24 protein-coding genes are annotated in these 24,265 nt (G+C 65.1%); 9 read left to right on the plus strand and 15 right to left on the minus strand.

The genetic code is table 11. The annotated features are described in order from the left end of the window. Window positions 1-68 precede the first annotated feature (68 nt). The gene (gene grpE, locus BRX37_RS10850) at window positions 69-632 is read right to left on the minus strand and encodes a nucleotide exchange factor GrpE (RefSeq protein ID WP_004210939.1); all 564 of its coding nucleotides are present in this window, start codon (window positions 630-632) and stop codon (window positions 69-71) included. After that, a complete protein-coding gene (gene hrcA, locus BRX37_RS10855; protein WP_037510582.1) occupies window positions 629-1,672 on the minus strand; it encodes a heat-inducible transcriptional repressor HrcA in 1,044 nt (347 codons plus the stop codon). Before hrcA ends, grpE begins: the two co-directional genes overlap by 4 nt. A gap of 343 nt (window positions 1,673-2,015) precedes the next feature. On the opposite strand from hrcA, the gene BRX37_RS10860 reads away from it, so the two are divergent. Further along, entirely contained in the window at window positions 2,016-2,996 is a 981-nt protein-coding gene (locus tag BRX37_RS10860; protein ID WP_125986908.1) for an alpha/beta hydrolase, read from the plus strand. Between the two features lie 495 nt (window positions 2,997-3,491). Here BRX37_RS10860 and BRX37_RS10865 read toward each other — a convergent pair whose 3' ends face one another. Beyond that, on the minus strand, window positions 3,492-4,016 hold the full coding sequence (locus BRX37_RS10865) for a DUF6438 domain-containing protein (RefSeq protein WP_125986910.1): 525 nt from the start codon (window positions 4,014-4,016) through the stop codon (window positions 3,492-3,494). A 223-nt stretch (window positions 4,017-4,239) separates the two neighbouring features. Between BRX37_RS10865 and rph the strand changes: the two genes are divergently transcribed. Together rph and rdgB are read left to right on the plus strand one after the other, a co-directional pair. Continuing rightward, window positions 4,240-4,956: a ribonuclease PH gene (gene rph / locus BRX37_RS10870; RefSeq protein ID WP_125986912.1), complete on the plus strand. Its 717-nt coding sequence runs from the start codon at window positions 4,240-4,242 to the stop codon at window positions 4,954-4,956. A gap of 128 nt (window positions 4,957-5,084) precedes the next feature. Beyond that, a complete protein-coding gene (gene rdgB / locus BRX37_RS10875; RefSeq protein ID WP_125986913.1) occupies window positions 5,085-5,714 on the plus strand; it encodes an RdgB/HAM1 family non-canonical purine NTP pyrophosphatase in 630 nt (209 codons plus the stop codon). A gap of 26 nt (window positions 5,715-5,740) precedes the next feature. Here the strand turns inward: rdgB and BRX37_RS10880 are convergent, their stop codons facing one another. The 3 genes from BRX37_RS10880 to BRX37_RS10890 form a co-directional block, all read right to left on the minus strand. After that, window positions 5,741-6,361 (minus strand): CAP domain-containing protein, encoded by a 621-nt coding sequence (locus BRX37_RS10880; protein ID WP_125986914.1) that lies wholly within the window; start codon window positions 6,359-6,361, stop codon window positions 5,741-5,743. A 134-nt stretch (window positions 6,362-6,495) separates the two neighbouring features. Continuing rightward, window positions 6,496-7,221, minus strand: a complete 726-nt coding sequence (locus BRX37_RS10885) for a hypothetical protein (protein ID WP_125986915.1) — start codon at window positions 7,219-7,221, stop codon at window positions 6,496-6,498. A gap of 121 nt (window positions 7,222-7,342) precedes the next feature. Continuing rightward, window positions 7,343-7,918 carry a CAP domain-containing protein gene (locus BRX37_RS10890; protein ID WP_010337592.1) on the minus strand — a complete coding sequence of 192 codons (576 nt, stop codon included), beginning with the start codon at window positions 7,916-7,918 and terminating at the stop codon, window positions 7,343-7,345. Between the two features lie 52 nt (window positions 7,919-7,970). Here BRX37_RS10890 and hemW point away from each other — a divergent pair, with 52 nt between their 5' ends. Further along, window positions 7,971-9,146: a radical SAM family heme chaperone HemW gene (gene hemW, locus BRX37_RS10895; protein WP_125986916.1), complete on the plus strand. Its 1,176-nt coding sequence runs from the start codon at window positions 7,971-7,973 to the stop codon at window positions 9,144-9,146. A gap of 6 nt (window positions 9,147-9,152) precedes the next feature. Here the strand turns inward: hemW and BRX37_RS10900 are convergent, their stop codons facing one another. From BRX37_RS10900 to BRX37_RS10935, 8 genes are all read right to left on the minus strand, one after another. Continuing rightward, a complete protein-coding gene (locus BRX37_RS10900; protein ID WP_125986917.1) occupies window positions 9,153-10,751 on the minus strand; it encodes a M56 family metallopeptidase in 1,599 nt (532 codons plus the stop codon). Beyond that, the gene (locus BRX37_RS10905) at window positions 10,748-11,116 is read right to left on the minus strand and encodes a BlaI/MecI/CopY family transcriptional regulator (protein ID WP_125986919.1); all 369 of its coding nucleotides are present in this window, start codon (window positions 11,114-11,116) and stop codon (window positions 10,748-10,750) included. The genes BRX37_RS10900 and BRX37_RS10905 overlap by 4 nt, the downstream gene beginning before the upstream one ends. Before the next feature lie 433 nt (window positions 11,117-11,549). After that, window positions 11,550-11,882 carry a Grx4 family monothiol glutaredoxin gene (gene grxD / locus BRX37_RS10910; RefSeq protein ID WP_004210908.1) on the minus strand — a complete coding sequence of 111 codons (333 nt, stop codon included), beginning with the start codon at window positions 11,880-11,882 and terminating at the stop codon, window positions 11,550-11,552. Window positions 11,883-11,946: 64 nt separating this feature from the next. Further along, entirely contained in the window at window positions 11,947-12,180 is a 234-nt protein-coding gene (locus BRX37_RS10915; protein WP_037510601.1) for a BolA/IbaG family iron-sulfur metabolism protein, read from the minus strand. Window positions 12,181-12,193: 13 nt separating this feature from the next. Then, entirely contained in the window at window positions 12,194-12,517 is a 324-nt protein-coding gene (locus BRX37_RS10920) for a DUF1476 domain-containing protein (RefSeq protein ID WP_004210904.1), read from the minus strand. Window positions 12,518-12,574: 57 nt separating this feature from the next. Further along, window positions 12,575-13,168, minus strand: coding sequence for a 3-isopropylmalate dehydratase small subunit (leuD, locus tag BRX37_RS10925; RefSeq protein WP_125986921.1), 594 nt, complete (start codon window positions 13,166-13,168; stop codon window positions 12,575-12,577). A gap of 109 nt (window positions 13,169-13,277) precedes the next feature. Next, the gene (gene leuC / locus BRX37_RS10930; protein ID WP_125986923.1) at window positions 13,278-14,729 is read right to left on the minus strand and encodes a 3-isopropylmalate dehydratase large subunit; all 1,452 of its coding nucleotides are present in this window, start codon (window positions 14,727-14,729) and stop codon (window positions 13,278-13,280) included. Window positions 14,730-14,828: 99 nt separating this feature from the next. Then, entirely contained in the window at window positions 14,829-15,515 is a 687-nt protein-coding gene (locus BRX37_RS10935; protein ID WP_125986925.1) for a glutathione S-transferase family protein, read from the minus strand. Between the two features lie 709 nt (window positions 15,516-16,224). Between BRX37_RS10935 and BRX37_RS10945 the strand changes: the two genes are divergently transcribed. The 3 genes from BRX37_RS10945 (at window position 16,225) to BRX37_RS10955 (ending at window position 19,342) form a co-directional block, all read left to right on the plus strand. Then, window positions 16,225-16,659, plus strand: coding sequence for a hypothetical protein (locus BRX37_RS10945; RefSeq protein WP_125986928.1), 435 nt, complete (start codon window positions 16,225-16,227; stop codon window positions 16,657-16,659). A 251-nt stretch (window positions 16,660-16,910) separates the two neighbouring features. Further along, on the plus strand, window positions 16,911-17,198 hold the full coding sequence (locus tag BRX37_RS10950; RefSeq protein ID WP_125986930.1) for a terminase small subunit: 288 nt from the start codon (window positions 16,911-16,913) through the stop codon (window positions 17,196-17,198). A gap of 335 nt (window positions 17,199-17,533) precedes the next feature. Further along, window positions 17,534-19,342 (plus strand): DUF885 domain-containing protein, encoded by a 1,809-nt coding sequence (locus tag BRX37_RS10955; protein WP_125986932.1) that lies wholly within the window; start codon window positions 17,534-17,536, stop codon window positions 19,340-19,342. A gap of 322 nt (window positions 19,343-19,664) precedes the next feature. On the opposite strand, the gene BRX37_RS10960 is transcribed toward BRX37_RS10955, so the two are convergent. Continuing rightward, window positions 19,665-21,257 (minus strand): isocitrate lyase, encoded by a 1,593-nt coding sequence (locus tag BRX37_RS10960; RefSeq protein WP_125986934.1) that lies wholly within the window; start codon window positions 21,255-21,257, stop codon window positions 19,665-19,667. A gap of 138 nt (window positions 21,258-21,395) precedes the next feature. On the opposite strand from BRX37_RS10960, the gene BRX37_RS10965 reads away from it, so the two are divergent. Further along, a complete protein-coding gene (locus BRX37_RS10965) occupies window positions 21,396-22,793 on the plus strand; it encodes a helix-turn-helix domain-containing protein (protein WP_125986936.1) in 1,398 nt (465 codons plus the stop codon). Between the two features lie 149 nt (window positions 22,794-22,942). Next, window positions 22,943-24,220, plus strand: coding sequence for an MFS transporter (locus BRX37_RS10970; protein ID WP_125986938.1), 1,278 nt, complete (start codon window positions 22,943-22,945; stop codon window positions 24,218-24,220). The last annotated feature ends 45 nt before the right edge of the window (window positions 24,221-24,265 follow it).

Raw genomic sequence — 24,265 nt, forward strand, 5'->3', positions numbered from 1 at the left:
AGGATTCGGTGCGTTCGCGGCCCCACGGGGGACCCTGACCGATCCAGCCCGAACGGGGCGGATATTTGTCAGTCCGGCTTCTTCGCCACGCTGACCATGGCGGGGCGCAGCAAGCGGTCCTTGATGCTGTAGCCGGCCTGCATTTCCACCAGCACGGTGCCCGGCTCGGCGTCCGCCGACGGCAGTTCCATCACCGCCTGATGCTTGTTCGGGTCGAGCGGCTGGCCGACCGATTCGATCTTGGTGATGCCGTTGCGGCCGAACACCGCCTCCAGCTCGCGGCCGGTGGCTTCCAGGCCGGTCACCAGCCCCTTGAACTTATCGTCCTCGCGCAGATCGGCGGGAATGGCGGCCAGCGCCCGGCCCAGATTGTCGGCCACCGACAGCATGTCGCGGGCAAAACTGGTCGCGGCATAGGCGCGCGCGTCGGCCAGTTCCTTCTCCAGCCGGCGCCGCACATTCTGCGTGTCGGCATGGGCGTAGAGAATGTCCTGCTTGGCCGTTTCCAGCTCGGCTTCCAGCGCTGCGATACGCTCGGCATTGGCGTTTTCAGGGGCGTCCACGGGGGTCTCCTCCTCGGGCAGCTGGTCCAGGGTTTCGGTATTTTCGATAGTCTGCTTGTCTTCGCTCATCTCATCAATCTCGACAGCGTCTGTGCGGTGAAATCCACCATGGGGATCACTCGGGCATAGTTCAAGCGCGTGGGGCCGATCACGCCGACCACGCCGACGACCCGGCCGTCCCCGCCGCGATAGGGGGCGGCTATGACCGATGAACCCGAAAGGGAAAAGAGCTTGTTTTCCGAACCGATGAAGATTTTGGTCGCGCTGCCCGCCAGCGCGCTCTCCAGCAGGCGCGAAATCTCCTGCTTGCCCTCCAGCTGCTCCAGCAATTGCCGCACCCGATCCAGGTCGGCCGCCGTGCCATCGTCGATCAGATGCGCCTGCCCCCGCACGATCAGCACGGGACGGTCATCGGCGTCATGGCTCCAGATCGCGATGCCGCGCGTCACCAGCTCGCGCGCCGCGCCCTCCAGCGTGGAGCGCTCCTGCTCCATCTCGCGGGCCAGCAGGTCGCCGGCCTGGCGCAGGGTCAGCCCGCCAAAGCGCGCCGACATGAAATTGGCCGCCTCGTTCAGCATCGATGGCGTCACCCCGCGCGGCAGGTCGAGCACGCGATTCTCGATCGACCCGTCCTGCCCGACCAGCACGGCCAGCGCCTGCCGGTCATTCAAGGGCACGAAGCCGAACTGGCGCAGCACCGGCTCGCGCCGGGGCACCATGACGATGCCGGCGCAGGCGGAAAGCCCCGACAGCGTCGCCGTCGCCGCCGACAGCGCCTCCTCGATCGGCCCGCCCTCGGCCAGCCCCGCCTCGATCGCGCGGCGCTCCTCCACCGAAGGCTCGGCCGCCTGCATCATCCCATCGACGAACAGCCGCAGCCCGGTCTCGGTCGGCATCCGCCCGGCCGAGGTGTGCGGCGCGGCGAGCAGGCCCAGTTCCTCCAGATCCTGCATCACATTGCGGATCGAGGCGGCCGAGAGGCTCAGCCCCATCTTGCTGATCGTGCGCGACCCCACCGGCAATCCGGTGCCCAAATAGGAGTCCACCACCATGCGAAACACGTCGCGCGCGCGGTCATTCAGTTCGGCGATGGAGGCAGTGGCGGCCATGGCGATGATGTAGGCGGCTTTGGGCGCCGGCTCAACGGGGGAGATGGCCGTGGGTGCCCTATCCGTCATGCCGGGCCTGCCCCGGCATCCCGCTTTTCCTGGTTCAAGCAGGAAAGAAATGGCCTCCAGCTCGAAACCGGGATGGCGATGCCCGCAAATGAACGTCGACTTCCCAGTGACCGAGGGGCGAGGCTGCCAGTCCTCTTTCGGGGCTGTCGGTTCGCCACTGGGCGAATGGACTTGTGGACCACCGTCGCACCCATTGCGGACATTACTCCCAGAGCGCCTCTTGTGACCATGACGATCACTGCATACCTTCCCAGCCATATTAGAGGAGGCCAAAATGCAAAGCGTCACCTTTCGAAATCGCGATATGTATTGGGATATCGCTGCCGATATCCACTTTCCGCCCGGTTTTGATGAGAGCATAAAATACCCCGCCATTATCAGCGCGCATCCGATTGGGAGTTGCAAGGAGCAAACTTCTGGCAATGTTTATGGCCAGGCTCTTGCAAAGGAAGGCTTTGTCGTCATCGCCTTTGACCGAAGCTTTCAAGGTTCCAGCGGCGGTGAACCGCGTTCAATCGAAGATCCCACACAGGCCGTTGAGGATTTTCGCCGAGTCACCGACTATCTGGTCACGCTGCCCTATGTGGACGCGGACCGCATTGGCGTGCTGGGCATCTGCGGCGGTGGTGGCTACGCAATCAACGCTACGATGACCGAACGGCGGATCAAGGCGCTTGGCACCATCACCGCTGCGAATTACGGGCGGCTGATGCGCGGCAATTTCAGCCTTTTGAACCCGATTGGCGCACTTGACGCGATGGCCCACCAGCGCACCGCAGAAGCACGCGGCGCTGAGGTGAAGGTTGACGATTTGCTCGCGCCTTCCGTGCAGGACGCAAAGAAAATGGGCGTGACGGATATCGATCCACTGGAAGCCACGGAATATTATCGAACCCCGCGCGGGCAAAAGCCCAACGGCCTGAACCGGTCTGTTCCATCACATCAGGCCGCTGCTGTCGGATGGGACGCGTTTCACCTGGCCGAAGTGCTTCTAACCCAACCGATGTGCATCGTTGTTGGCGATAAGCCGGGCGCCTTTGGGGCATATCGCGACGGATGCGAGATAATCGAACGCGCGGCATCCAAGGACAAGGAACTGGTCGTTGTTGAAGGCTGGTCGCACTACGACCTTTATGACAAGCCGGAGCCGGTGAACATTGCGCTGGAGCATCTTGTCCCATTCTACAAGAAACATCTTGGACAGGTGCAGGTCGGTCAAAACGCAGAAGCCGAACTTATCGAAACGGCTAATTAAGTTTGAGCGACCGGTGGGGAGGCGGCGTTGTCCGCTTCCCACCGGTCGCAGTCGCTGCCCGACCCGATCGGGTCGGCAAAAAACGGTCCGCCAGCTTGAGCCCTGGATTAGTGTGACGAAGTTATCCCGAAACCCCATCATGGGTGGTTTCCAGCCATTCCCCTCCCGTGAGCGGGAGGGGGAACAGGTCAGGAAATGGATGATGCCCGCCTTCCCTTTCCTACTCGCCGCTCTTCTGATCTACCCCGCGCGATGGAACAGGCCGCTCTCACGCCCCGCTTAACAAACCTGCCCCACGCGCGAACCTGTCGCGTCGCTGTCGCGTCATTGTCGCTTCACTGTCGCGTCAGAGACGCGCGACCGTCGCGTCGGCGTGACCCACGTGTCGCGCGGCTGTCGCTTCGCTGGAGCGTGGCAGGCGCCATTCGCCGGAATCGACGCAATTTACCCCTGCGACACTGTGAACTTCGGGCTGTCGCGTCGCGGGGCGGCGGTTCAGCTGGCCGGCTTGGGCTTCAGCATCGGTTCGATGCCCAGCGTCTTGGGAATGGTGCCGATCGTCGTGCGGAGTTTCGCATAGCGGCTGTCCATGCAGCCGGACTGGAAATCGAGCCGGGTCGGTTTCGTCCCCTTGCCCCCGCCACGCATCCATTCGATCGTGTAGCTGGGCATGTCGGTGGCGAAGCGGGTGCAATTCTCGCCGTGGGCGATGCGCTTGGCCGTGCCGGTCGCCGGCTTCCACGGGGCAAGGCCGGTGCGCAGCTGGCGATATTGGGCGGCGCTGACGGTGAAGCGGGTCGGACCGGGCACGGCGGTGAAGCGTTCCGGCTCCAGCAGGCCCGAGCCATCGGGCGTGACCGTCAGCGTATAGGCGGGACAGGCGCCGAAGCAGCGGCCGGCGGTGAAGCGGATCGTGTCGCCGGCGGTCGTCGGCGGCTCCAGCTCCACCTTTTCCCGGTCGGTCACGCATCCCGCCAGCAGCATCAGCGCAACCGGCGCCATCATCATCGCTCTGTTCATGGCGCCCCTCTTATCGCAACTTTTAGCCGATGGCACTGGCAAGACATGCCGCCGAGCGCCGGACCTTGCTCGTTTCAGCCCAAAAAGGGCTGAAGCGTGAAGCAAGGTCCACATAATATCTTCGTAGAGCCTGATTCACGCCCTCGGTGGACGCGCAAAGCGCTTCCCCCTCGGACGATCAGGCTCTATGCGCAGCCACCTGACCGCTTCGAAGTAGAATATTATGCGTCCTTCCGGCCGCGCGCCCGACCAGATGCGCGACATCACCATGGAACCCGGCTTCACCATCCATGCCGAGGGCTCGTGCCTCGTCAGCTTTGGTGACACCCGCGTGCTCTGCACCGCCTCGATCGAGGAAAAGGTGCCCCCCTTCCTGCGCGGCAAGGGATCGGGCTGGGTCACGGCCGAATATGGCATGCTGCCCCGCGCCACCCACACCCGCGGCAGCCGCGAGGCGGCCAAGGGCAAGCAGTCGGGCCGCACCCAGGAAATCCAGCGGCTGATCGGCCGCTCGCTGCGCACGGTCGTGGACCTCAAGAAGCTGGGCGAGCGCCAGATCGTGATCGACTGCGACGTGATCCAGGCCGATGGCGGCACCCGCACGGCGGCGATTTCGGGCAGCTGGGTGGCGCTGCGCATCGCGGTGGACAAGCTGCTGGCGTCGGGCGCGCTCAAGGAAGACCCGATCATCCAGAAGGTCGCGGCGATCAGCTGCGGCATCTATGAAGGCACGCCGGTGCTCGACCTCGACTATGCCGAGGACAGCAATGCCGAGACCGACGCCAACCTGATCCTGACCGGCGACGGCAAGTTCGCCGAAGTGCAGGCCACGGCGGAGGGCGCCGCCTATGACGAGGAAGAGCTGCTCCGCCTGCTCCGCCTCGCCCGCATCGGCTGCGCCAAGATCTTCGCCGCGCAGGACGTGGCGACGGGTCGCTGAGCCTTTTATAAATACCGTCATGCCAGCGCAGGCTGGCATCTCTCTTTCCTTTTGCGCCCATGAAGCCGAAGAAGAAGGGAGATCCCAGCCTTCGCTGGGATGACGGAAATAATGCAGGGTAGAGCCAGATGAGCGACGACTATGGACAGGAACAGGCGATCCGCAAGCTGAAGCCCGGCAAGCTGGTGATCGCCAGCCACAATGCCGGCAAGGTGCGGGAAATCGCCGCCCTGCTCGGCCCCTACGGGATCGAGCCGATCTCCGCTGCGTCGCTCGACCTGCCTGAGCCGGAGGAGACCGGCACCACCTTCATCGCGAACGCCGAGCTGAAGGCGATGCAGGCCGCCGACCTTAGCGGCCTGCCGGCGCTGGCGGACGACAGTGGCCTGTGCGTCGAGGCGCTGAACGGCGATCCGGGCCTCTTCTCCGCCCGCTGGGCCGGGCCGGACAAGGATTTTGGGCTCGCGATGCAGAAGGTGTGGGACGGGGTCCAGGCCAAGGGGCCGGACGCCGGCCATGGCGCCCATTTCATCTGCGCCCTTGCCCTCGCCTGGCCCGACGGCCATGTCGAGGCGTTCGAGGGCCGGGTCGACGGCCTGCTGGTCTGGCCGCCGCGCGGGGCCAATGGCTTTGGCTATGACGCGATGTTCCAGCCCCTGGGCCACGACATCAGCTTCGGCGAGATGGAGCCAGATGCCAAGCACGCGATGAGCCACCGCGCCGACGCCTTCGCCCAGTTGGTGAAAGCGGTGATCTGATCGGATGGGGGCGGTCCCGGCCGCCCCTATTCCTCGCCGCCCGCCAGCACCGGCGCCGCATCCAGCGGCCCCATGCCGAACATGTTGCCGGCGGGATAATAGCGGCAGACCAGATAGTCGAAGCTGCGGCCCTCGGCCAGCGCGCAGCCAACCGACCGGGTGCCGCGCCAGATGATCTGGGTATAATGGGCGACATCCTGCCAGCGGCCGGTGGTGCTGAAATTGGGCATCTTGCCCGCCCGACGGAAATAGCGCCGTTCATTGAGGAATGCGCCGACCATCACCTCATAATCATAGAGGCCCCGGCTTCCCATCCACAGATTTTCGCCGCTCGGCACCGCGCGGGTCGCGCGCGGGCTATGGGCAAAGATGTTGGTCCGCGCCATCTGCCGCGCATAACGCGCCGCATCCGCCGCCAGCGTCCGGTCCCAGGCAAGCGGGGTCAGGCCCCAGCGGCTGCGTTCGTCATTATGCATGCCCAGGACCACGTCCTGCAGCAGCCCATCGTCGCGATCGGCCTCTTCCATGCCATATTGTTCGGCCGGGCTGGGCGCACGCCGCGCCGGCACCGCCTCTCCCTTGCCACCGAAAATCCCCAGCATCATGGCGGCCGTCGCAACGGCCAGCCCCCATTTCCACCCGCGCATCGTCTTTGTTCTTTCGACCCGATAACCCGCGCCTCTCCCCCGGCCCGGCCGGTTCGGAACGCGATGCTGCGGCTAAACGCCCGATCGTGTGAAGCAGGGATGAATAGTCCAGTACAGGCGATCGCCTGTCCACGTCACTCCGACGAAACGGGTCGCAGCGTCGCCGAATCGATATGCCAGCGCCGCTGCGCGGCCGATGCCCCGTCGACATCATTGACGCGCCGCACGACATAGGTGCCGGCAAAATGCTGGCGCGTACCATCCGCCAGCTCCGCGTCGATCGTCACCGGCACCGGCTGGTAGACGGAGCCGGCGCCCGCATCGCCCGGCGTCATCCGGCCGATCGTCACATGGGTCGTGCGGGTGGCGGCAAAGCCGGCCTGGAATTTTTCCATCGTCTGCCCTGCCGGCCCCTTCTCGCCCCACTGGCTCCAGGCGGTGCCATAGTCGCGCGCGTTGATCGCGGCATAATAACGCTGCACCACGGCCACCGCGGCCGCCATACTCTTGGGTTCGGGCGTGCATCCGGCCATCGGTTCGCCCTGGCCGTCGAACAGGGCGCAACTGCGCGCAATCTCATCCTCGATCATCGCACAGCTATTGGCGGCATTGCAGGGCGGATGGGTGGCGGGGGACACGCTGATACACAGCTTGACGCGGCGCTCGGCGGCAGCCGCGCCGATCTCGGCGGCGCAGGACAGGGGCGACATGTCGGCCTGGGTGGATTGGGGGACCGGTGCCTTGTCCGGCTGGGCGGCGTTGGCGGAGGCACTTTCGGCGGCGGCGGGCGCAGCACCCTGATTATCGGGCGTCGGGGACGGTGAACCGCACGCGGCCAGAGCCAGCAGCGCGATCGTCATGCTGATACAGGCCCATGGCCTTGTTCTTGAAACGGGCTGCATTTTTCCTCCCCCCTTTTGCCGACTGCGCTTCAAGGCATAATCGACAGAGAGGAAAAATGATCCGCCTGGGATAAGGTCTTCAGCCCTGCCAGCCGCCAAAGTCGCGGTCGAACGGGCTCATGCCATAGACATTGCCGGCCGGATAATAGCGGCAGACCAGATAATCATATTGGGCGCCCTCGCCCAGCGCGCAGCCGACCCGACGAGTGCCGCGCCAGATCATCTGGGTATAGTGGCCGACATCTTCCCAATTGCCGGTCGTGCTGACATCGGGGAAGCGGGCCTTGAACACGAAGGCACGGCGTTCGTCCATGAAGGCGTCGAGCATGGCGGTATAGCCATAGGCCCGGTGCGTCCCCATCCACAGATTTTCGCCAATTTCCTCGTCGCGTTCACCGCCGTGCGAATGGCGAAACTGGTTGGTATGCACCATCTGGCGCGCATAGCCGGCCGCATCGGCCGCCAGGCGATCGTCCCAGGCCAGCGCGGGCACGCCCAGCGACTGGCGCTCGCGATTATGCACGTCCATCACCACCTGGCGCAGCATCGCGTCGGAACGCGGCGCCGGCTGGATATTATAATAATTCCACACGTCGCGATTGACCGAAGCCGATGCCGGTGCGACCGCCCCTGCGATCATCCCGCCGAAAAGCATCAGTGCAGCCGCTAGCGGGCCGCGCTGAACGCGTCTAAAGATATGTCCACTCATGTCACCCGAAGTCCTTCTCGCCCCACCGGCTTTCACCGAGGCTCTTGGCCTATATGTTCATTGGCCATTTTGTGTTTCGAAGTGTCCTTACTGCGATTTTAACAGTCATGTGCGCGACCGGATCGACGCCGATGCGTGGCAGGCTGCGCTGCTCGCCGACCTTGCCCATGAGGCGGAAAAAACCGGCCGGCGACCGCTCCGTTCGATCTTCTTTGGCGGTGGCACGCCGTCGCTGATGCCGCCCCGCATCGCCGCTTCCCTGATCGAGGCGGCGGAAAGACATTGGGGCTTTTCCAACGACATAGAGATCACGCTTGAGGCCAACCCGAACTCGGTGGAAGCCGCGCGTTTCGGCGATCTGGCCGCCGCCGGGATCAACCGCGTGTCGCTCGGCCTGCAGGCGCTCGACAATGAGGCGCTGGCCTTCCTGGGACGCGCCCATGACGTCGATGAGGGGCTGGGCGCACTCGACACGGCTCGTCGCATTTTTGACCGGGTGAGCTTCGATCTCATCTACGCGCGCCCCGGCCAGAGCGAATCGGACTGGGAAGCGGAGCTGGCACGCGCCCTCTCCTTCGGCACCGGCCATCTGTCGCTCTATCAGTTAACGATCGAGCCGGGCACGCGCTTCGCCACGCTCGCCGCGCAGGGCAAGCTGACACCGGTCGACCCGGATCATGGCGCCACCCTTTATGAGCTGACCCAGGCGATGACCGCGCAGGCCGGCATCCCTTCCTACGAGATCAGCAACCATGCCCGGCCGGGGCAGGAAAGCCGCCATAACCTCATCTACTGGCGCTATGGCGACTATGTCGGCATTGGCCCCGGCGCCCATGGCCGCCGCGGCGGCATGGCGACATTGCGCCACAAGAAGCCGGAAAACTGGATGGGCGCGGTCGATCGCAACGGCAACGGCCTGCAACAGGAAGTGCCGCTGCAAGCCGAGGACAAGGCGCGCGAGGCGCTGCTGATGGGATTGCGGCTGGGCGAAGGGGTCGATCTGGCCCGGATCGCCGGCCTGTCGGGCCTGCCGATCGGCGCGCTGGTGGATGATCGGGCGATCGCCCGGATGAATGATCTGGGACTGGTCTGGCGAACCGGCAACCGGCTTCAGGTCAGCCCGGCGGGCATGTTGCTGCTCGACGCTATCCTGCCCGAAGTGGTGGCGGTCTAACAAGCCTCAGTCCGGGTTGCGATCGAGGTCGGCCAGTTCCTGGTCAATGTCGCGCAGTGCCTCGGCCCGATCGCTTTCCGGCATGCGGCTGGCGGCGATCTGGGCACGGGCGGCGGTCAGCCCGGCGCGCGCGGCATTGCGCCCTGCCCGTTCGGCATTGCGGGACATGCGCTCGGCATCGCGGGCGTTCAGCATGGCGATCCGCTCCGCCTTGCGGGCCTGCGCCTCGATCGCCCGCTCGCAGATGCGCACCCGGATGTTGCGGCGGCCATTGGCATCGACAAATTCGCGATGGCTGGTGACCTTGTCACCCTCGCAGCCTTCGCGCACGTCGACCACCGGCACCATGCGGGCAATCTCCGCCTCGGTCGGGATGCGATGGGTTTCGACCCGGCCATTGGCATGGGTGACGATCACCCGTCCCGGCTCGCTGCGCACCGTCACCGGCGGCACGGGCGGGACCGGCGGAACCGGGGGCACGATGTCGGCGGCCGGAACCGGCGGCACGGGCGCTGCAGGCGGCACGCGATCGGCATGGGCGACCGCCGCAGGCGCTGCCGCCGGCATAGGCGCGGCGGCGGGAACCGGCGCGGCCTGCGGCAGGGTCTCCCGCGCCGATACGGGCTGCGACACCAGGTTGGTCAGCCTGGCGAAATCGGCCTGATCGACCTTGTCGGTGATCGCCGCCATCTGCTGCGCGGCGCGGCTGCCCGATGCGGTGAGGGCCAGACCCGTGGCAACGACCATGGCGACGGCGGCCATGCCCCAGCTGATGCGCTTCAACGATGTTTCATGGCTCGAAAGCATTTTCAGCCTCCCCTTGAGCGTGGTGATGCGGGTGAGATGGCAGGCGCCGGCAAATTGGCGACCACCGGCGGCCTTCAATATGGCGCGGCCATAGGCATGGGCCTGATCCTGGCCGTAGAGCGAGAGGACGCGCGCGTCGCATGCGGTTTCCTGATCGGCGCGATAGGCGCGATAGGCGATCCAGGCGACCGGATTGCACCAGTGCAGCGCCAGCAGCAGCAGCGCGACCATGTTGGCGGCCAGATCGCCGCGCTCATGATGGGCGCGTTCATGGGCGATCGCCATATCCTGCTCCTGCGCGTCATAGCGCAGCCCGAAATCGGCCGGCAGGACAATATAGGGCCGGAAAATACCGAAGGCGAGCGGCCCCGATGCCTGCGGACTGGTGATCAGGCGGATGCGCCCTTCCTCGCCCAGCGGCGTCGATCCGGCCAATATATCGCGACGAAACCGGGCATAGCCGATCGCCTGCACGACCAGGAACAGGACGACGCCCAGCGCCCACAGGCCAATCGCCATTTCCAGCCAGGGGATGCTTGTCGCTGCGGCCTGTGCCGCGGGCGATGGCGCAATCTCCAGCAGCGCCGGCAGGCCCGCCTGGTCCACGACATTATGCAGCGGCGAAGGCGCGGCGACCTCGCGCGGAAGCGTTGGCAACAGCATCCGGGCCAGCGGCAGCAGCCACAGCCAATAGGCCGCCCCCGCCCCCAGCCAGCGCGCCACCGGGCGTCGCAACATCATCACCATCGCCATCAGCAGGGTCGTGGCGATCAGCGTTTCGGCCATCCAGACGCTCATGATTTCAACCCCTTCAGGATTTCCTCAAGCTCCGCGATATCATCCGCGCTCAACTGGTCCTGGCTCGCCAGCTGGGCGACCAGGGGAGAGACGCGACCGCCGAACAGGCGATTGACCAGCCGTCCGGACTCGCTCGCCACATAATCTTCGCGCGCCACCAGCGGGCGATAGAGGAAGCGGCGGCCATCCTGGTCGGCGGCGATCACCTCCTTGGCCATCAGCCGCGACAGCAAGGTCTTGACCGTCTGCAGGCTCCAGTCGCGTTCGGCGGTGACGCGATCGGCGACATCATTGGCGGTTGCCGGCGCCTGTTCCCACAGCGCTTCCATCACCACCAGTTCCGCTTCGCTGATCTTCTCGCTCACTGCCCGATCCCGATCCTGTTCCGACTCTCCAACTACACATGTAGTCGCATCGATTACGGATGTAGTCAATCAGGAAAGCGGGTCGGCCCAAATGGCTTTTCGACGAAAGTGTCGGGCGACCTTACAAACGACAGCGGACGACTGGCGGCATTAACCCTTGCACCACGCACGAATGCGTGGCTTTCCGCGTCTGGCACGCCGGATGCTTCTCTTTCCGCATCCCACCGTTCAACTACCCGGGGGATGCCGGCACGGTCTCCGCAGGCATCCCCCACCCGGTGGCCGTTCCCGAAGCTTTCACAGACCTTATCGCCAGCCAGGCTTGCAGCACATTGAACCGTCCCCGGCCGGCTTCATATGCATGCACTGCAGACAAGAAAAAGGGCGGCCCGACCAGCGGACCGCCCCATGATCTTTCGCCCTGAAACGGCGATCAGTTCGCCGCAGCGACGCCGTTGTCGGTCATCAGCTGCTGAAGCTCGCCGGCCTCATACATTTCCATCATGATGTCGCTGCCGCCGACAAATTCGCCCTTCACATAGAGCTGGGGAATGGTCGGCCAGTCGGAGAAGGTCTTGATGCCCTGGCGAACCGCCTGGTCCTGCAGCACGTCGACCGTCTCGTAATTCACGCCCAGATGCTCCAGGATCGCGATCGCGCGGCTGGAAAAGCCGCACTGGGGGAAGAGCGGCGTGCCCTTCATGAAGAGCACCACGTCATTACCGTTGACGATGTCGGCGATCCGCTGCTGCACGGCGTCGGTCATTTCACTGGGTCCAATTCTTTGTCTGGCGTCGCCGCGCGGCGGCACGCATATGTCGCTATGGCGGTTAGTTGGGAACGGCGGTGGTCAGTTGCAAGGCGTGAAGCACCCCGCCCATGCGTCCGCCCAGCGCCGCATAGACAGCGCGCTGCTGCGCCACCCGGGTCATGCCCCGAAAGCTTTCGGACACGACCTTCGCCGCATAATGATCGCCGTCGCCGGCCAGGTCGGTAATCTCGACCTGCGCATCCGGGATCGCGGTCTTGATCATCTCGGCAATATCGTCTGCTGCCATCGGCATGGCGATACCTGCCTTACTGCGCTTCGATGAACATGCGGCGGGCGATCACCGCCTGCTCGTCGAGCGCGGTGCGCACGCCGGCTTCGTCGATGTCGAGGCCGGCCTGGGTCATGTCGCCCAGCAGCTTGCGGATGACATCCTCGTCGCCCGCTTCCTCGAAATCGGCCTGCACGACGGCCTTGGCATAGGCGTCGGTTTCCTCAGGCGTCAGGCCCATCTTCGCGGCCGCCCACTCGCCCAGCAGGCGGTTGCGGCGCGCCTGGATGCGGAACTGCATCTCCTGGTCGTGCGCGAACATATTTTCAAATGCGCGCTCGCGGTCGTCGAAAGTGGTCATGCGTGAAGCCCTGTTGAAATGCGTCTGTCGCGTTCAGAGATAGGCGGAACCGCGCCTTTAGGCAACGGCCGGCACCAGCCAGGGGCGCAAAGCCGCATCCTTCGCCTCGAACGCGTTGATCACATCCGCCTCGTCCAGGGTCAGGCCGATCTCGTCGAGGCCGCCCAGCAGGCAATGCTTGCGGAACGGATCGATCTCGAAGCTGAAGCGATCCTGATATTGGGTGGTGACGCTCTGCTGCTCCAGATCGACATGGATCGGATCGGTCTTGGCGACCTCCATCAGCCGGTCGATCGCGTCCTGCGGCAGCACCACGGTCAATATGCCATTCTTGAACGCATTGCCCGAGAAGATGTCGGAAAAGCTCGGCGCGATCACCACCTTGATGCCCAGGTCGCCAAGCGCCCAGGCGGCATGTTCACGGCTGGAACCGCAGCCGAAATTGTCGCCCGCGATCAGGATCGGGCTGCCGGCATATTCGGGATCGTCAAAGACATTGCCCGGTTCCTTGCGCAGCACCTCGAACGCGCCCTTGCCAAGGCCAGCGCGCGAAATCGTCTTGAGCCAGTGCGCCGGAATGACGATGTCGGTGTCGACATTCTTCATCCCGAACGGATAGGCCCGGCCGTCGACGGTAGTCAGCTTGTCCATCAGTGCGCCCGCTTCGCCTCCACCGCAGGACCGTCCTCGGCGCGGCCCAGCGTCGCGGCCATCGCCGCACTGGCCAGCGCACCCAGCGCCAGCACCCAGAATACCTTCTTCATGCGACCATCCCCTCTTTTTCACCCATCAATGCGCGCACATCGGTCAACCGGCCAGTCAGCGCGGCGGCCGCCGCCATTTCCGGCGAGACCAGATGCGTGCGCGATCCCGGTCCCTGGCGGCCCATGAAGTTGCGGTTGCTGGTCGACGCGCAGCGTTCGCCGGCCGGCACCTTGTCCGGGTTCATGCCCAGGCACGCCGAACAGCCCGGCTCGCGCCATTCGAAACCGGCGTCGAGGAAGATGCGGTCCAGCCCCTCGGCCTCGGCCATGCGCTTGACCAGGCCCGAACCCGGCACCACCATCGCATGCTTGATGCCGGCGGCGATATGCCGCCCCTTCAGCAGGCCGGCGGCGGCGCGCAGATCCTCGATCCGGCTGTTGGTACAGCTGCCGATGAAGACATGCTCGATCGCGACATCTTCCATCTTCTGCCCGGCGGACAGGCCCATATAGTCGAGCGACTTCTGCGCGGCGGCGCGCTTCGACGCATCGGCGAAGCTTTCCGGATCGGGCACAACGCCGGTAACCGGCACCACATCCTCGGGGCTGGTGCCCCAGGTGACGTTGGGGACGATGTCGGCCGCGTCGATCACGACGGTCTTGTCGAACACCGCACCTTCATCCGTGTGCAGCGTCTTCCACCAGGCCACGGCCGCATCCCAGTCGGCGCCCTTGGGCGCCATCGGACGGCCCTCGATATAGGCGAAGGTCTTCTCGTCCGGCGCGAACAGGCCGGACCGGGCGCCCGCCTCGATCGACATGTTGGCGACGGTCAGCCGGCCCTCGATCGACATGTCGCGAAACACCGACCCGCGATATTCCATGACATAGCCGGTGCCGCCGGCGGTGCCGATCGTGCCGCAGATCGCCAGCGCCACATCCTTGGGGGTGACGCCATAGCCCAGCTCACCCTCGACCACGACCTGCATGGTCTTCGACTGTTTCAGCAACAGGGTCTGGGTGGCCAGCACATGCTCGACCTCGGACGTGCCGATGCCGAAGGCCAGCGCGCCCAGCGCGCCGTGCGAGCTGGTATGGCTGTCGCCGCAGACCAGGGTGGTGCCCGGCAGGGTGAAGCCCTGTTCCGGGCCGACGACATGGACGATGCCCTGTTCCGGGTCCGCGTCACCGATCAGGCGCACGCCGAACTCCGGCGCATTGCGTTCCAGCGCGGCAAGCTGCTGCGCGCTTTCCGGGTCGGCGATCGGGACGCGATGACCGTCGGCGTCGCGACGCGGCGTGGTCGGCAAATTATGGTCGGGCACCGCAAGGGTCAGGTCGGGCCGGCGCACCTTGCGCCCGGCAAGGCGTAGGCCTTCAAACGCCTGCGGGCTCGTCACTTCATGCACGAGGTGACGATCGATATAGATCAGGCAGGTTCCATCGGGACGCCGTTCAACGACATGCGCGTCCCAGATCTTCTCATAGAGGGTGCGTGGCTTAACCATGGTCCCCTCCCCCTAGACCCGTAAGGCGCCAGGGGAAAGGGGGAGAAACGGGCGTTGCGATGGAAAATGTGCGTTTTTCGCAAGGCTGAAGCAATAATGTTACGCCGCGCGATAATCCTCGACCACGCGGCCGACCGCCGCCAGCTCCGCCTCATGGCCCTCCTCGCGCCAGCTCTCGGCCAGCGCCGCCTGCTCCCATTCGCGCATCGCCGGATGGGCCAGCATGGTTTCGACCCAGCCACGCGCGATCGGCCCGACATCCAGGCCATAGCTGCGCACCCGGAAGGCGACCGGGGCATAGAAGGCATCGAGCGCGCCGAATTCCGTACCGGCCAGATAGGGTCCGCCAAAGCGCGCCAGCCCCTGCTCCCAGAGTTCGCGCAGCCGGGCGATATCCTTGTTCAGCGCCGGCTCGATCAGGTTCAGCTCCACCCGCACCCCGACATTCATCGTGCAGGTCGACCGCAGCGCGGAAAAGCCGCTGTGCATTTCCGCCACCGCACATTGGGCAAAGGCCCGCGCATCGGCATCGGCGGGCCAGACGCCCTCATGCCGGTCGGCCAGATAGAGAAGGAGGCCGAGCGAATCCCAGACCGTCCGGTCGCCATCGATCAGCGCGGGCACCTGCCCCGTCGGCGAAAAGCTGCGAAAGGCGCTGTAATTGACCGGCGCGGCAAAGGGCTCGATGCGATCGGCAAAATCGATCCCCAGCCCCTTCATCAGCAGCCAGGGCCGCAGCGACCAGCTCGAATAATTCCGGTTGGCGGTGATGAGCGTATAGGCCATCGATCAATCTCCCCTGTGCGTGGTGCGCGTCCGCTTAGCGCATCGGGAAACGGCCCGACAGGCGGAACGATCCACGGGTCTGACAAGCTCAGCTTATCAGGCAGAATTAAGAAGCTCGGCATGCCCCTGACGAGCGAGTGGGAAGCGGACCGGTTGCTTACCCTCTCCCGTTCGCGGGAGAGGGAGGGGCCCGCGCCATAGGCGTGGGAGGGTGAGGGTCTTCTGGAACAAGTGGCCCTCATCCAACTTCGCCTGGCCGGCTTTGCCGGCAAGGCTTCCTATCCTTCTCCCGCCAGCGGGAGAAGGAATGATCGCTTCTGATCGGTTGCGGCTGGGCGGCTTTCGGCACCCTGATTTCGATCTGCTGGGCAACATGAACGGGTGGATCAGGGGACGGCCATTTTTATGCCGCCATCCCCGCGGAGGCCGGGATCCATCTCACCAGCGTGGGGCCAGATGCAAGGTCAGGAGATGGATTCCCGCCTGCGCGGGAATGACGAATGAGGGTGGGTTGCGGATGGTCAGCTAACGGGAAAGTTGGGCCGAAATCAGCCATCTTGATATCCTGGAAAACCTCGGGAACGAGGTTGTCGGACATATTCTCGATCCGCCAGTGGTGCTCGGACACTCGATGCCTTCACGTCACGCTTCCACGTTAATCTGAAGGCAATATTTCGGATCGATATCCTCCTTCGAATGCGGAGGTATTATGAAGTTATTTTTGTATTCAAGCGCTGCGCTGGCGATACTTTCTGCATGTAGCTCGACGAGCGCGGCAAATCCCGACCCTAAAAACCCGGCGCATTGCGTAGCGGCGTTTCACTATGGGCGAGAATTGATGCTCACTGGCGATAATCCTGACTACAAGGTCGCCATCGGAATGACCGGGCGTGCGCTATTTGAAATGAAGCGCCTACCGTCGTCAGGATTGACGACATCAAAAGAAATTGGTGCTAACCTTCTGAAGAAATACGAAAATAATACTGATGTCATGCAAAAGCTGCTGTTAGATTGTCGCGCAAACCAAAATGCTGACCCTTCCTTTCAGGCCGCAGACAAAAGCGGGGCGATTATGGCAGCCGCACGGAAGATAGACCCTATCTGCAAAGATGATCGGGCTTGCTTGGCCGGAAAGAAATATTGAGCGCCGATCACTTTTCACCATATTGCTAAAAAATCATCCGCTTTGTCACAGGGGGAGCCGCTCGTCAGGTCGCGGACAATCCACGCAATTCATTGACGGTCGGAGAACAGGTATTTTCAGCGGCGTCGGCTTTGGAGTGCGGCAAAGAGCAAGTTCGATGACCGGTTTTGGTCGCTTCCAGACCGACAGCTATCCCTCCCTCCCGCCGCAGCTCTTTCCTACACAGGGCTTTTTCTGTTCTATCCTGTTGGATGAACCAGCCTCTTCCTCCTCCGCTCGCCGCGCCGGCCCGGCGCCCTCGCCGCCAATGGACGCCCGATCGTCAGCGCCGCTTCCTCGCCGCGCTGCTCGAAACCGGCAATATCAGCCATGCCGCGCAGATGGTGGGCATGTCCCGTTCCAGCGCCCACCGGCTGCGTGATCGGCTCGCGGGCACCGGCTTCGACCGCTGCTGGGCCAATGCGCTGGCGCTCCACGCCGCCCGCCTGACCGATCCGCTCGCGCCGATCCGCCGACACAGGGGACCGATCGGCCGGTAAATGTCGCCCGGCAAATGTCGCCCGGCTGTCGTCTGACTGTCGCTTCGGTGTGACCCCAGTGTCGCTTCAGTGTCGCTCCACTGTCGCTTCACCGGCGCGCGACAGGCGCGTTGTCGCCAAAATCGCCCCGAAATCACGACGCATGACGGTGTAAACTTTCAACTGTCGCGTCATTTCCCCCTCGCCCCTAGAGCGATTTCCAAGCAATCGGCATCGATTGCCGATTAAGAAATCGCGGTAAAACAAATAATAGCCAAGCGGTTGCATGCGCGGCACTAAGGCGGCCCCGGCGGGCGGGCGACCGTTCGTGCCAGGGCCAGAACAGGGAGCATTTCGTGAACCGACGCCAATTCCTCACCACCAGCGGCGCCACGGCGCTGGCCGCATCCGCCCCGCGCGCCTTTGCGCAGCCGGGATCGCAGGATGCCCGCCTGCGCGCCATGCTGGACGGCTTCTTCTATGAGCGGCTGGACGACAGCCCGGAACAGGCGACCCGCCTTGGCCTCGACACCGGTGCCCGCGCGGCGCTGCGCGGCAAGCTCAGCGACACCAGCGCTGCCGGCGCGGCCCGCGACCTCGCCCGGACCAAGACGCAGGCGAAGCAACTGGCTGGCCTGGACCGCGCGGCGCTCAGCCCGGCCAGCCAGCTCGACTATGATGTCGTCTCCTATCAGCTCGACCGCGCGGTGGGTGGCGAGCGTTTCGCCTATGGCGAGACGGCGGGCCGCTATGCACCCTATATCCTGAGCCAGTTGACCGGTTCCTATCGCGAGACGCCCGATTTCCTCGACAGCCAGCACCGGGTGAAGGATGCGGCCGATGCCGATGCCTATCTGGCGCGGCTGGAGGCCTTCCCCGTCAGCATGGATGGCGAGTTGGAGCGGCAGAAGGCGGACGCGGCCAAGGGCGTGTTCGCGCCCGACTATATCCTCGACACGACGATGAAGATGCAGGCGGCGCTGCGCGACCAGCCCGCCGCCCAGACCGTGCTGGTGGCGAGCTTCGCCAAGAAGCTGGCCGCCGCCGGCCTGCCGCCCGAACGCGCGGCGCAGGCGGAAAAGATCGTCGCGGAGAAGGTCTTCCCCGCCGTCGATCGCCAGCGCGCGCTGGTGCAGCAGTTGCGCGCCAAGGCGGTGCATGATGCCGGCTGCTGGCGTCTGCCCGATGGCGAGGCCTTCTATGCCGCCGCCGCCGAGGCCGCGACCACGACCCGGCTGACCGGCGACGAGATCCACCAGATGGGCCTGGATCAGGTCGCCAGCATCTCGTCGCGGATCGACGCGATCCTGAAGGGCGAAGGGATGAGCCAGGGCACGGTCGGCGACCGTCTGGTCGCGCTCAACAAGCGCCCCGACCAGCTCTACCCCAATACCGATCCGGGCCGCGAGGCGCTGCTGGCGCAGCTCAACAGCCAGATCAAGGCGATGCAGGCGCGGTTGGGCGAGGCGTTCAACACCGTGCCCAAGGCGCCGGTCGAGGTGCGCCGCGTACCGGTGACGATCCAGGCGGGCGCGCCGGGCGGCTATTATCAGAATGCCTCGCTCGACGGGTCGCGGCCGGCCATCTATTTCATCAATCTGCGCGACACGTTCGACCGGCCGAAATTCGGCCTTGCCACGCTGACCCATCATGAGGCGGTGCCGGGCCACCATCTGCAGGTGACGGTGGCGCTGGAATCGGATTCGATCCCGATGATCCGCCGCCGCGGCTTCTACAGCGGCTATTCCGAGGGCTGGGCGCTCTATTCCGAGCAGCTCGCCGACGAGATGGGCATGTACAAGGGCGATCCGCTGGGCCAGGTCGGCTATCTCCAGTCGCTGCTGTTCCGCGCCACCCGGCTGGTGGTCGACAGCGGCATGCACGCCAAGCGCTGGAGCCGCGAGAAGGCGACCGATTATCTCATCGCCACCACCGGCATCGCACGCGGCCGCAGCCAGGGCGAGATCGACCGCTACACCGTCTGGCCGGGCCAGGCGTGCAGCTACAAGATCGGCCATACGGTATGGAACGACCTGCGTGAGCAAGTGAAGACGGCGCAGGGCGACAAGTTCGACCTCAAGCAGTTCCACGAAGTGCTGACGCTGGGCGCGATGCCGCTCGACATATTGAAGCAGGCGGTGCGCCAGCGGGCGGGGATCGCCTAAAACCAATATGCAAAAAACGGCCCGGTGGTGCGCCACCGGGCCGTCGAGGGTCCTTCCACCCAAATCGCGAAGGGAGTGTCGAATTCCCCGCGAACTGGCTGTCTTCACGGCCCCGGCCGCGAAACTCCAATCTTCCATGCTTGTTACGCTTGCGGAACCCATCTTCCCGACAAGCATCGGGATATCGCCGGGAAGATGGGGCGCCTGCGGCAGATTCTATTTCGTCGTTCCCGCGGAAGCGGGAACCCATCTCCCAACGCTGGTTCCTGACGCGAGGTCGGGAGATGGATCCCCGCCTTCGCGGGGATGACGGGGATAGGGTTTAGGCCGCAAACTGGTTCATCGTGTTGTGGGCGCCGCCGGCCTTGAGCGCGGCTTCGCCGGCGAAATATTCCTTATGGTCGTCGCCAATGTCGGAGCCGGCCATATTCTGGTGCTTCACGCAGGCGATGCCCTGGCGGATTTCCTGCCGCTGAACGCCCTTGACGTAGCCCAGCATGCCGGCCTCGCCGAAATATTCCTTCGCGAGATTGTCGGTGCTGAGCGCGGCGGTGTGATAGGTCGGCAGGGTGATGAGGTGGTGGAAGATGCCTGCCTGCGCCGCCGCATCCTTCTGGAAGGTGCGGATGCGTTCGTCCGCCTCGATGCCGAGGTCGGTGGCGTCATAGTCCGCGCTCATCAGCCTCGCCCGGTCATAGGCACTGACATCCTTGCCCGCCGCTTCCCAGGCATCGAACACCTGCTGGCGGAAGTTCAGCGTCCAGTTGAAGCTGGGCGAATTGTTATAGACCAGCTTGGCATTGGGGATGACCTCGCGGATGCGGCTGACCATGCCGCCGATCTGGCCGATATGCGGCTTTTCGGTTTCGATCCACAGCAGGTCGGCGCCATTCTGGAGCGCGGTGATGCAGTCGAGGACACAGCGATCCTCGCCGGTGCCGGCGCGGAACTGATAGAGGTTCGACGGCAGGCGCTTGGGCTTCATCAACTGCCCGTTGCGGCTGATGAGGACATCGCCATGGCCGATCGCGGTCGCATCGACCGGATCGCAGTCGAGGAAGCCATTATAGAGGTCGCCAATGTCGCCCGCTTCACGGGTGAAGGCGATCTGCTTGGTGAGACCCGCGCCCAGCGAGTCGGTGCGCGCGACAATCACGCCGTCGTCGATGCCCAGTTCGAGGAAGGCGTAGCGGACCGCGCGGATCTTCGCGAGGAAGTCTTCGTGCGGGACCGTGACCTTGCCGTCCTGATGGCCGCACTGCTTTTCGTCCGAGACCTGATTCTCGATCTGGATGCAGCAGGCGCCGGCCTCGATGAACTTCTTGGCGAGCAGATAGGTCGCCTCGGCATTGCCGAAGCCGGCGTCGATGTCGGCCACGATCGGGACGATATGGGTTTCGTAATTGTCGATCTGTTGCTGCAGCTTGGCGGCGCGGACCTCGTCGCCTTCCGCGCGAGCCTTGTCGAGATCGCGGAACAGGCCACCCAGTTCGCGGGCGTCGGCCTGGCGCAGGAAGGTGTAGAGTTCCTCGATCAGCGCCGGGACGCTGGTCTTTTCATGCATCGACTGGTCGGGCAGCGGGCCGAACTCGCTGCGCAGCGCCGCGACCATCCAGCCCGAAAGATAGAGGTAGCGGCCCTTGGTGGTGCCGAAATGCTTCTTGATGCTGATCATCTTCTGCTGGCCGATGAAGCCGTGCCAGCAGCCCAGCGACTGAGTGTAGTTGGCCGGATCGGCATCATAGGCGGCCATGTCGGCGCGCATGATCTTCGCGGTGTAGCGGGCGATGTCGAGGCCGCTCTGGAACCGGTTCTGCAGGCGCATGCGGGCGACGGATTCGGGCGCAATGCCGTCCCAATGGCCCTGGCCACCGATCAGCGTGTCGGCCTTCGCGATTTCACTTTGATAGGTCATCTGTCCATCCTTGGGTGAGCGGGAATGGACAGCGAAGTAGACAGTCGAACGGACATTGCGCACCCCTGCCAAAGTCCAGTTGTCGATCTTTACAAAAATCTGCTGTAAAGTTGTAAAGAGCGTACAGGAGTCGGTATCATGGCCAAGGATCGTCCCGTCTATATGGGGCCGCGATTGCGGCGGCTGCGGCGCGAGCTGGGCCTGACCCAGGCGGACATGGCCAATGATCTGGAGATCAGCGCCTCCTATGTCGCGCTGCTGGAGCGCAACCAGCGGCCATTGACGGCCGACATGCTGCTGCGGCTGGCGCGGACATACAAGCTGGACATGGCCGAGGTTGCGGGTGACGGCGGCGCGGAGCAGACGGCGCGACTGCAGGCGGTGCTGAAAGACCCGATGTTCGCCGATATCGACCTGCCGCAACTGGCGACCGGCGATGTTGCGGTCAATTATCCCGGCATTACCGAGGCTTTGCTGCGGCTCTATACCAGCTATCGCGAGGAGCATCTGGCGCTGGCGGACCGGGGGGCGGAGGCGGAGCCGCAGGAGGATGGCGCCGATCCGGTAGCGGAGGCGCGGCGCTTCATCGCCGCGCGGCGCAACAGCTTCCCGCTGCTCGACGATGCGGCCGAGAAGCTGGCGGCGGAAGCGGAGGTCGAGGGTGGCTTGTCGGGCTGGCTCAAGGTCCGCCACAATTTGCGGGTGCGGCGATTGCCGTCGGACGTGATGGCGGGATCGATGCGGCGGCTCGACCGGCATCGTGACGCGGTGCTGCTGGACGATGCGCTGGACGGCGCCAGCTCGGCCTTTCAACTGGCGTTGCAGATCGCCTATCTGGAGATGCGCAAGGGCTTCGATACGCTGCTCAAGGACGGGCAGTTCGCCAGCGAGAGCGGGCGGCGGCTCGCCCGGCGGGCGCTGGCCGGCTATGGCGCGGCGGCGATCCTGATGCCCTATACCGCCTTCGCCAAGGCGGTGGAGGCCAGGCGCTATGATGTCGAGGCGCTGGCCCGGCAGTTCGGCGTCAGCTTCGAGCAGGCGGCGCATCGGCTGACGACGTTGCAGAAGCCGGGGCAGGAGCGCGTGCCCTTCTTCTTCCTGCGGGTCGACCAGGCCGGCAATGTCTCCAAGCGGCTGGACGGGGCCGGCTTTCCCTTTGCCCGCCATGGCGGTTCCTGCCCGCTCTGGTCGGTGCATCGCGTATTCGAGACGCCGCGCGAGGTGGTGACGCAATGGCTGGAACTGCCCGACGGCCAGCGTTTCTTCTCGATCGCACGCACCGTCACCGCCGGCGGCGGCAGCTGGGGCGCGGCCAAGGTGGAGCGGGCGATCGCACTGTGCTGCGCGGCCGACCATGCCCATCGGCTTGTCTATAGCCAGGATGCGCCGCCGCCCGCACCGACGCCGATCGGCGTCACCTGTCGCCTGTGCCACCGCAGCCAGTGCATGGCCCGGTCCGCCCCGCCGATCGGCCGTGACATGCTGCCCGACGATTATCGGCGGACGCGGGCGCCGTTCGGCTTTGCCGATGGTTAGCCAGATGAGGCACTTACCTGCCTCCATTCGTTTCGAGCTTGTCGAGAAACGGGGTGAAGCGGGACATGAAGGTCGGCGCTTGCCGCTTCTCGACAGGCTCGAAGCGAACGGATGGGGGATAGGCCGTAATGGATGAGGAGATGCGGCCAATGGGGCAGCCACCCGGCCTGTCGAAGCGATCGCTGGCGATTGCCGGGCTGTCGACCATCGTCGAATGGTATGACTTCACCCTCTATCTCTATCTCGCCACCTTGTTGTCGCGCATCTTCTATGGCGGCGGCGCGGCGGGCGTGGGCCATGTGCTGGCGGGCTTTGCGGTCGCCTATCTGATGCGGCCGCTGGGCGCGATCGTCTTTGGCCATATCGGCGATCGCCATGGCCGGCGGCCGACCATGTTGCTGTCGATGGCGCTGATGAGCGCGGCGATGCTGGCGACCGCGCTGCTGCCGACCCAGGCGCAGGCCGGGCCGATCGCCGGCTGGCTGCTGCTGGCGCTGCGCTGTGTCATGGCCTTCTCGGTCGGGGGTGAATATACCGGCGTCGTCGCCTATCTGCTGGAAGGCGCGCCGCCCGGTCGGCGCGGCCTCATCACATCCCTGGCGTCGGCGGCGAGCGAGGTCGGCGGGTTGCTGGCAGTGGCGCTGTCCGCCCTCACCGTAGCACTGCTGGACGAGGCGGCGCTGGCCGACTGGGGCTGGCGCATTCCCTTCCTGGTCGGCGCGGGGCTGGCGGCGCTCATCCTGCTGGCGCGGTCGCGGATCGAGGAATCGCCCGATTTCCTGGCGCAGCGCGCCCGTGGCAGCATCCCGGCCCAGCCCCTGCGCCTCAGCCTGCGCGCCTATCGGCCAGCGATCGGCCGCGGCTTTGCCATTTCGGCGCTGGGGTCGATCACCTATTATGTCGGCATCGTCTATGTGCCGAGCTTCCTGATCGGGACTGGCCGCATGGGCGAGGCCGATGCGCTGACACTCTCGACGCTGGCGGCGCTGGTGGTGATCCTGGTGACGCCGCTGGTCGGTTCCTTGTCCGACCGGATCGGGCGGCGGCCGGTTCTGGTCGCGCTGGCGCTGGCCGGCGTGGCGCTGCCGGCCCTGCTCTTTGCCCTGATGGCGCAGGGAAGCGCATTGGGCGGCGCCCTGCTGGGCGCGATCCTGCTGGCGGCGCTGGGCGGAGCGGTGAGCGCGGTCGGCGCCGTGACCACGGCCGAGCAGTTTCCCGGCGAAGGGCGGCTGAGTGGCCTCGCCTTTGGCGCTACCGGAGCGACCGCCCTGTTCGGCGGCCTCACCCCCTATTTGTCGCACCAGCTGACGCAAGCGAGCGGATGGGCGTCCGCGCCCGGATGGCTGATCGCGATCGTCGCGCTCGGCGTATTGCCGGTGCTCTGGCGCCTGCCCGAAAGCGCGCCAAAGCGACAACAGCCCTGCTGAGCCCCCTTCCCGCATGGCCCTCTCTCCGCTAGCGCATGCGCCACA

The organism is Sphingomonas sp. S-NIH.Pt3_0716, assembly GCF_003950715.1.
Classification (GTDB): domain Bacteria; phylum Pseudomonadota; class Alphaproteobacteria; order Sphingomonadales; family Sphingomonadaceae; genus Sphingobium; species Sphingobium yanoikuyae_A.

What these genes read in the sequence shown, in the direction of transcription:
- grpE (WP_004210939.1), bottom strand. Translation starts at nt 632, where the DNA reads ATGAGCGAAGACAAGCAGACTATCGAAAATACCGAAACCCTGGACCAG.
- hrcA (WP_037510582.1), bottom strand. Translation starts at nt 1,672, where the DNA reads ATGGCCGCCACTGCCTCCATCGCCGAACTGAATGACCGCGCGCGCGAC.
- BRX37_RS10860 (WP_125986908.1), top strand. Translation starts at nt 2,016, where the DNA reads ATGCAAAGCGTCACCTTTCGAAATCGCGATATGTATTGGGATATCGCT.
- BRX37_RS10865 (WP_125986910.1), bottom strand. Translation starts at nt 4,016, where the DNA reads ATGAACAGAGCGATGATGATGGCGCCGGTTGCGCTGATGCTGCTGGCG.
- rph (WP_125986912.1), top strand. Translation starts at nt 4,240, where the DNA reads ATGCGTCCTTCCGGCCGCGCGCCCGACCAGATGCGCGACATCACCATG.
- rdgB (WP_125986913.1), top strand. Translation starts at nt 5,085, where the DNA reads ATGAGCGACGACTATGGACAGGAACAGGCGATCCGCAAGCTGAAGCCC.
- BRX37_RS10880 (WP_125986914.1), bottom strand. Translation starts at nt 6,361, where the DNA reads ATGCGCGGGTGGAAATGGGGGCTGGCCGTTGCGACGGCCGCCATGATG.
- BRX37_RS10885 (WP_125986915.1), bottom strand. Translation starts at nt 7,221, where the DNA reads ATGACGATCGCGCTGCTGGCTCTGGCCGCGTGCGGTTCACCGTCCCCG.
- BRX37_RS10890 (WP_010337592.1), bottom strand. Translation starts at nt 7,918, where the DNA reads ATGCTTTTCGGCGGGATGATCGCAGGGGCGGTCGCACCGGCATCGGCT.
- hemW (WP_125986916.1), top strand. Translation starts at nt 7,971, where the DNA reads ATGTCACCCGAAGTCCTTCTCGCCCCACCGGCTTTCACCGAGGCTCTT.
- BRX37_RS10900 (WP_125986917.1), bottom strand. Translation starts at nt 10,751, where the DNA reads ATGAGCGTCTGGATGGCCGAAACGCTGATCGCCACGACCCTGCTGATG.
- grxD (WP_004210908.1), bottom strand. Translation starts at nt 11,882, where the DNA reads ATGACCGACGCCGTGCAGCAGCGGATCGCCGACATCGTCAACGGTAAT.
- BRX37_RS10915 (WP_037510601.1), bottom strand. Translation starts at nt 12,180, where the DNA reads ATGCCGATGGCAGCAGACGATATTGCCGAGATGATCAAGACCGCGATC.
- BRX37_RS10920 (WP_004210904.1), bottom strand. Translation starts at nt 12,517, where the DNA reads ATGACCACTTTCGACGACCGCGAGCGCGCATTTGAAAATATGTTCGCG.
- leuD (WP_125986921.1), bottom strand. Translation starts at nt 13,168, where the DNA reads ATGGACAAGCTGACTACCGTCGACGGCCGGGCCTATCCGTTCGGGATG.
- leuC (WP_125986923.1), bottom strand. Translation starts at nt 14,729, where the DNA reads ATGGTTAAGCCACGCACCCTCTATGAGAAGATCTGGGACGCGCATGTC.
- BRX37_RS10935 (WP_125986925.1), bottom strand. Translation starts at nt 15,515, where the DNA reads ATGGCCTATACGCTCATCACCGCCAACCGGAATTATTCGAGCTGGTCG.
- BRX37_RS10945 (WP_125986928.1), top strand. Translation starts at nt 16,225, where the DNA reads ATGAAGTTATTTTTGTATTCAAGCGCTGCGCTGGCGATACTTTCTGCA.
- BRX37_RS10950 (WP_125986930.1), top strand. Translation starts at nt 16,911, where the DNA reads ATGAACCAGCCTCTTCCTCCTCCGCTCGCCGCGCCGGCCCGGCGCCCT.
- BRX37_RS10960 (WP_125986934.1), bottom strand. Translation starts at nt 21,257, where the DNA reads ATGACCTATCAAAGTGAAATCGCGAAGGCCGACACGCTGATCGGTGGC.
- BRX37_RS10965 (WP_125986936.1), top strand. Translation starts at nt 21,396, where the DNA reads ATGGCCAAGGATCGTCCCGTCTATATGGGGCCGCGATTGCGGCGGCTG.
- BRX37_RS10970 (WP_125986938.1), top strand. Translation starts at nt 22,943, where the DNA reads ATGGGGCAGCCACCCGGCCTGTCGAAGCGATCGCTGGCGATTGCCGGG.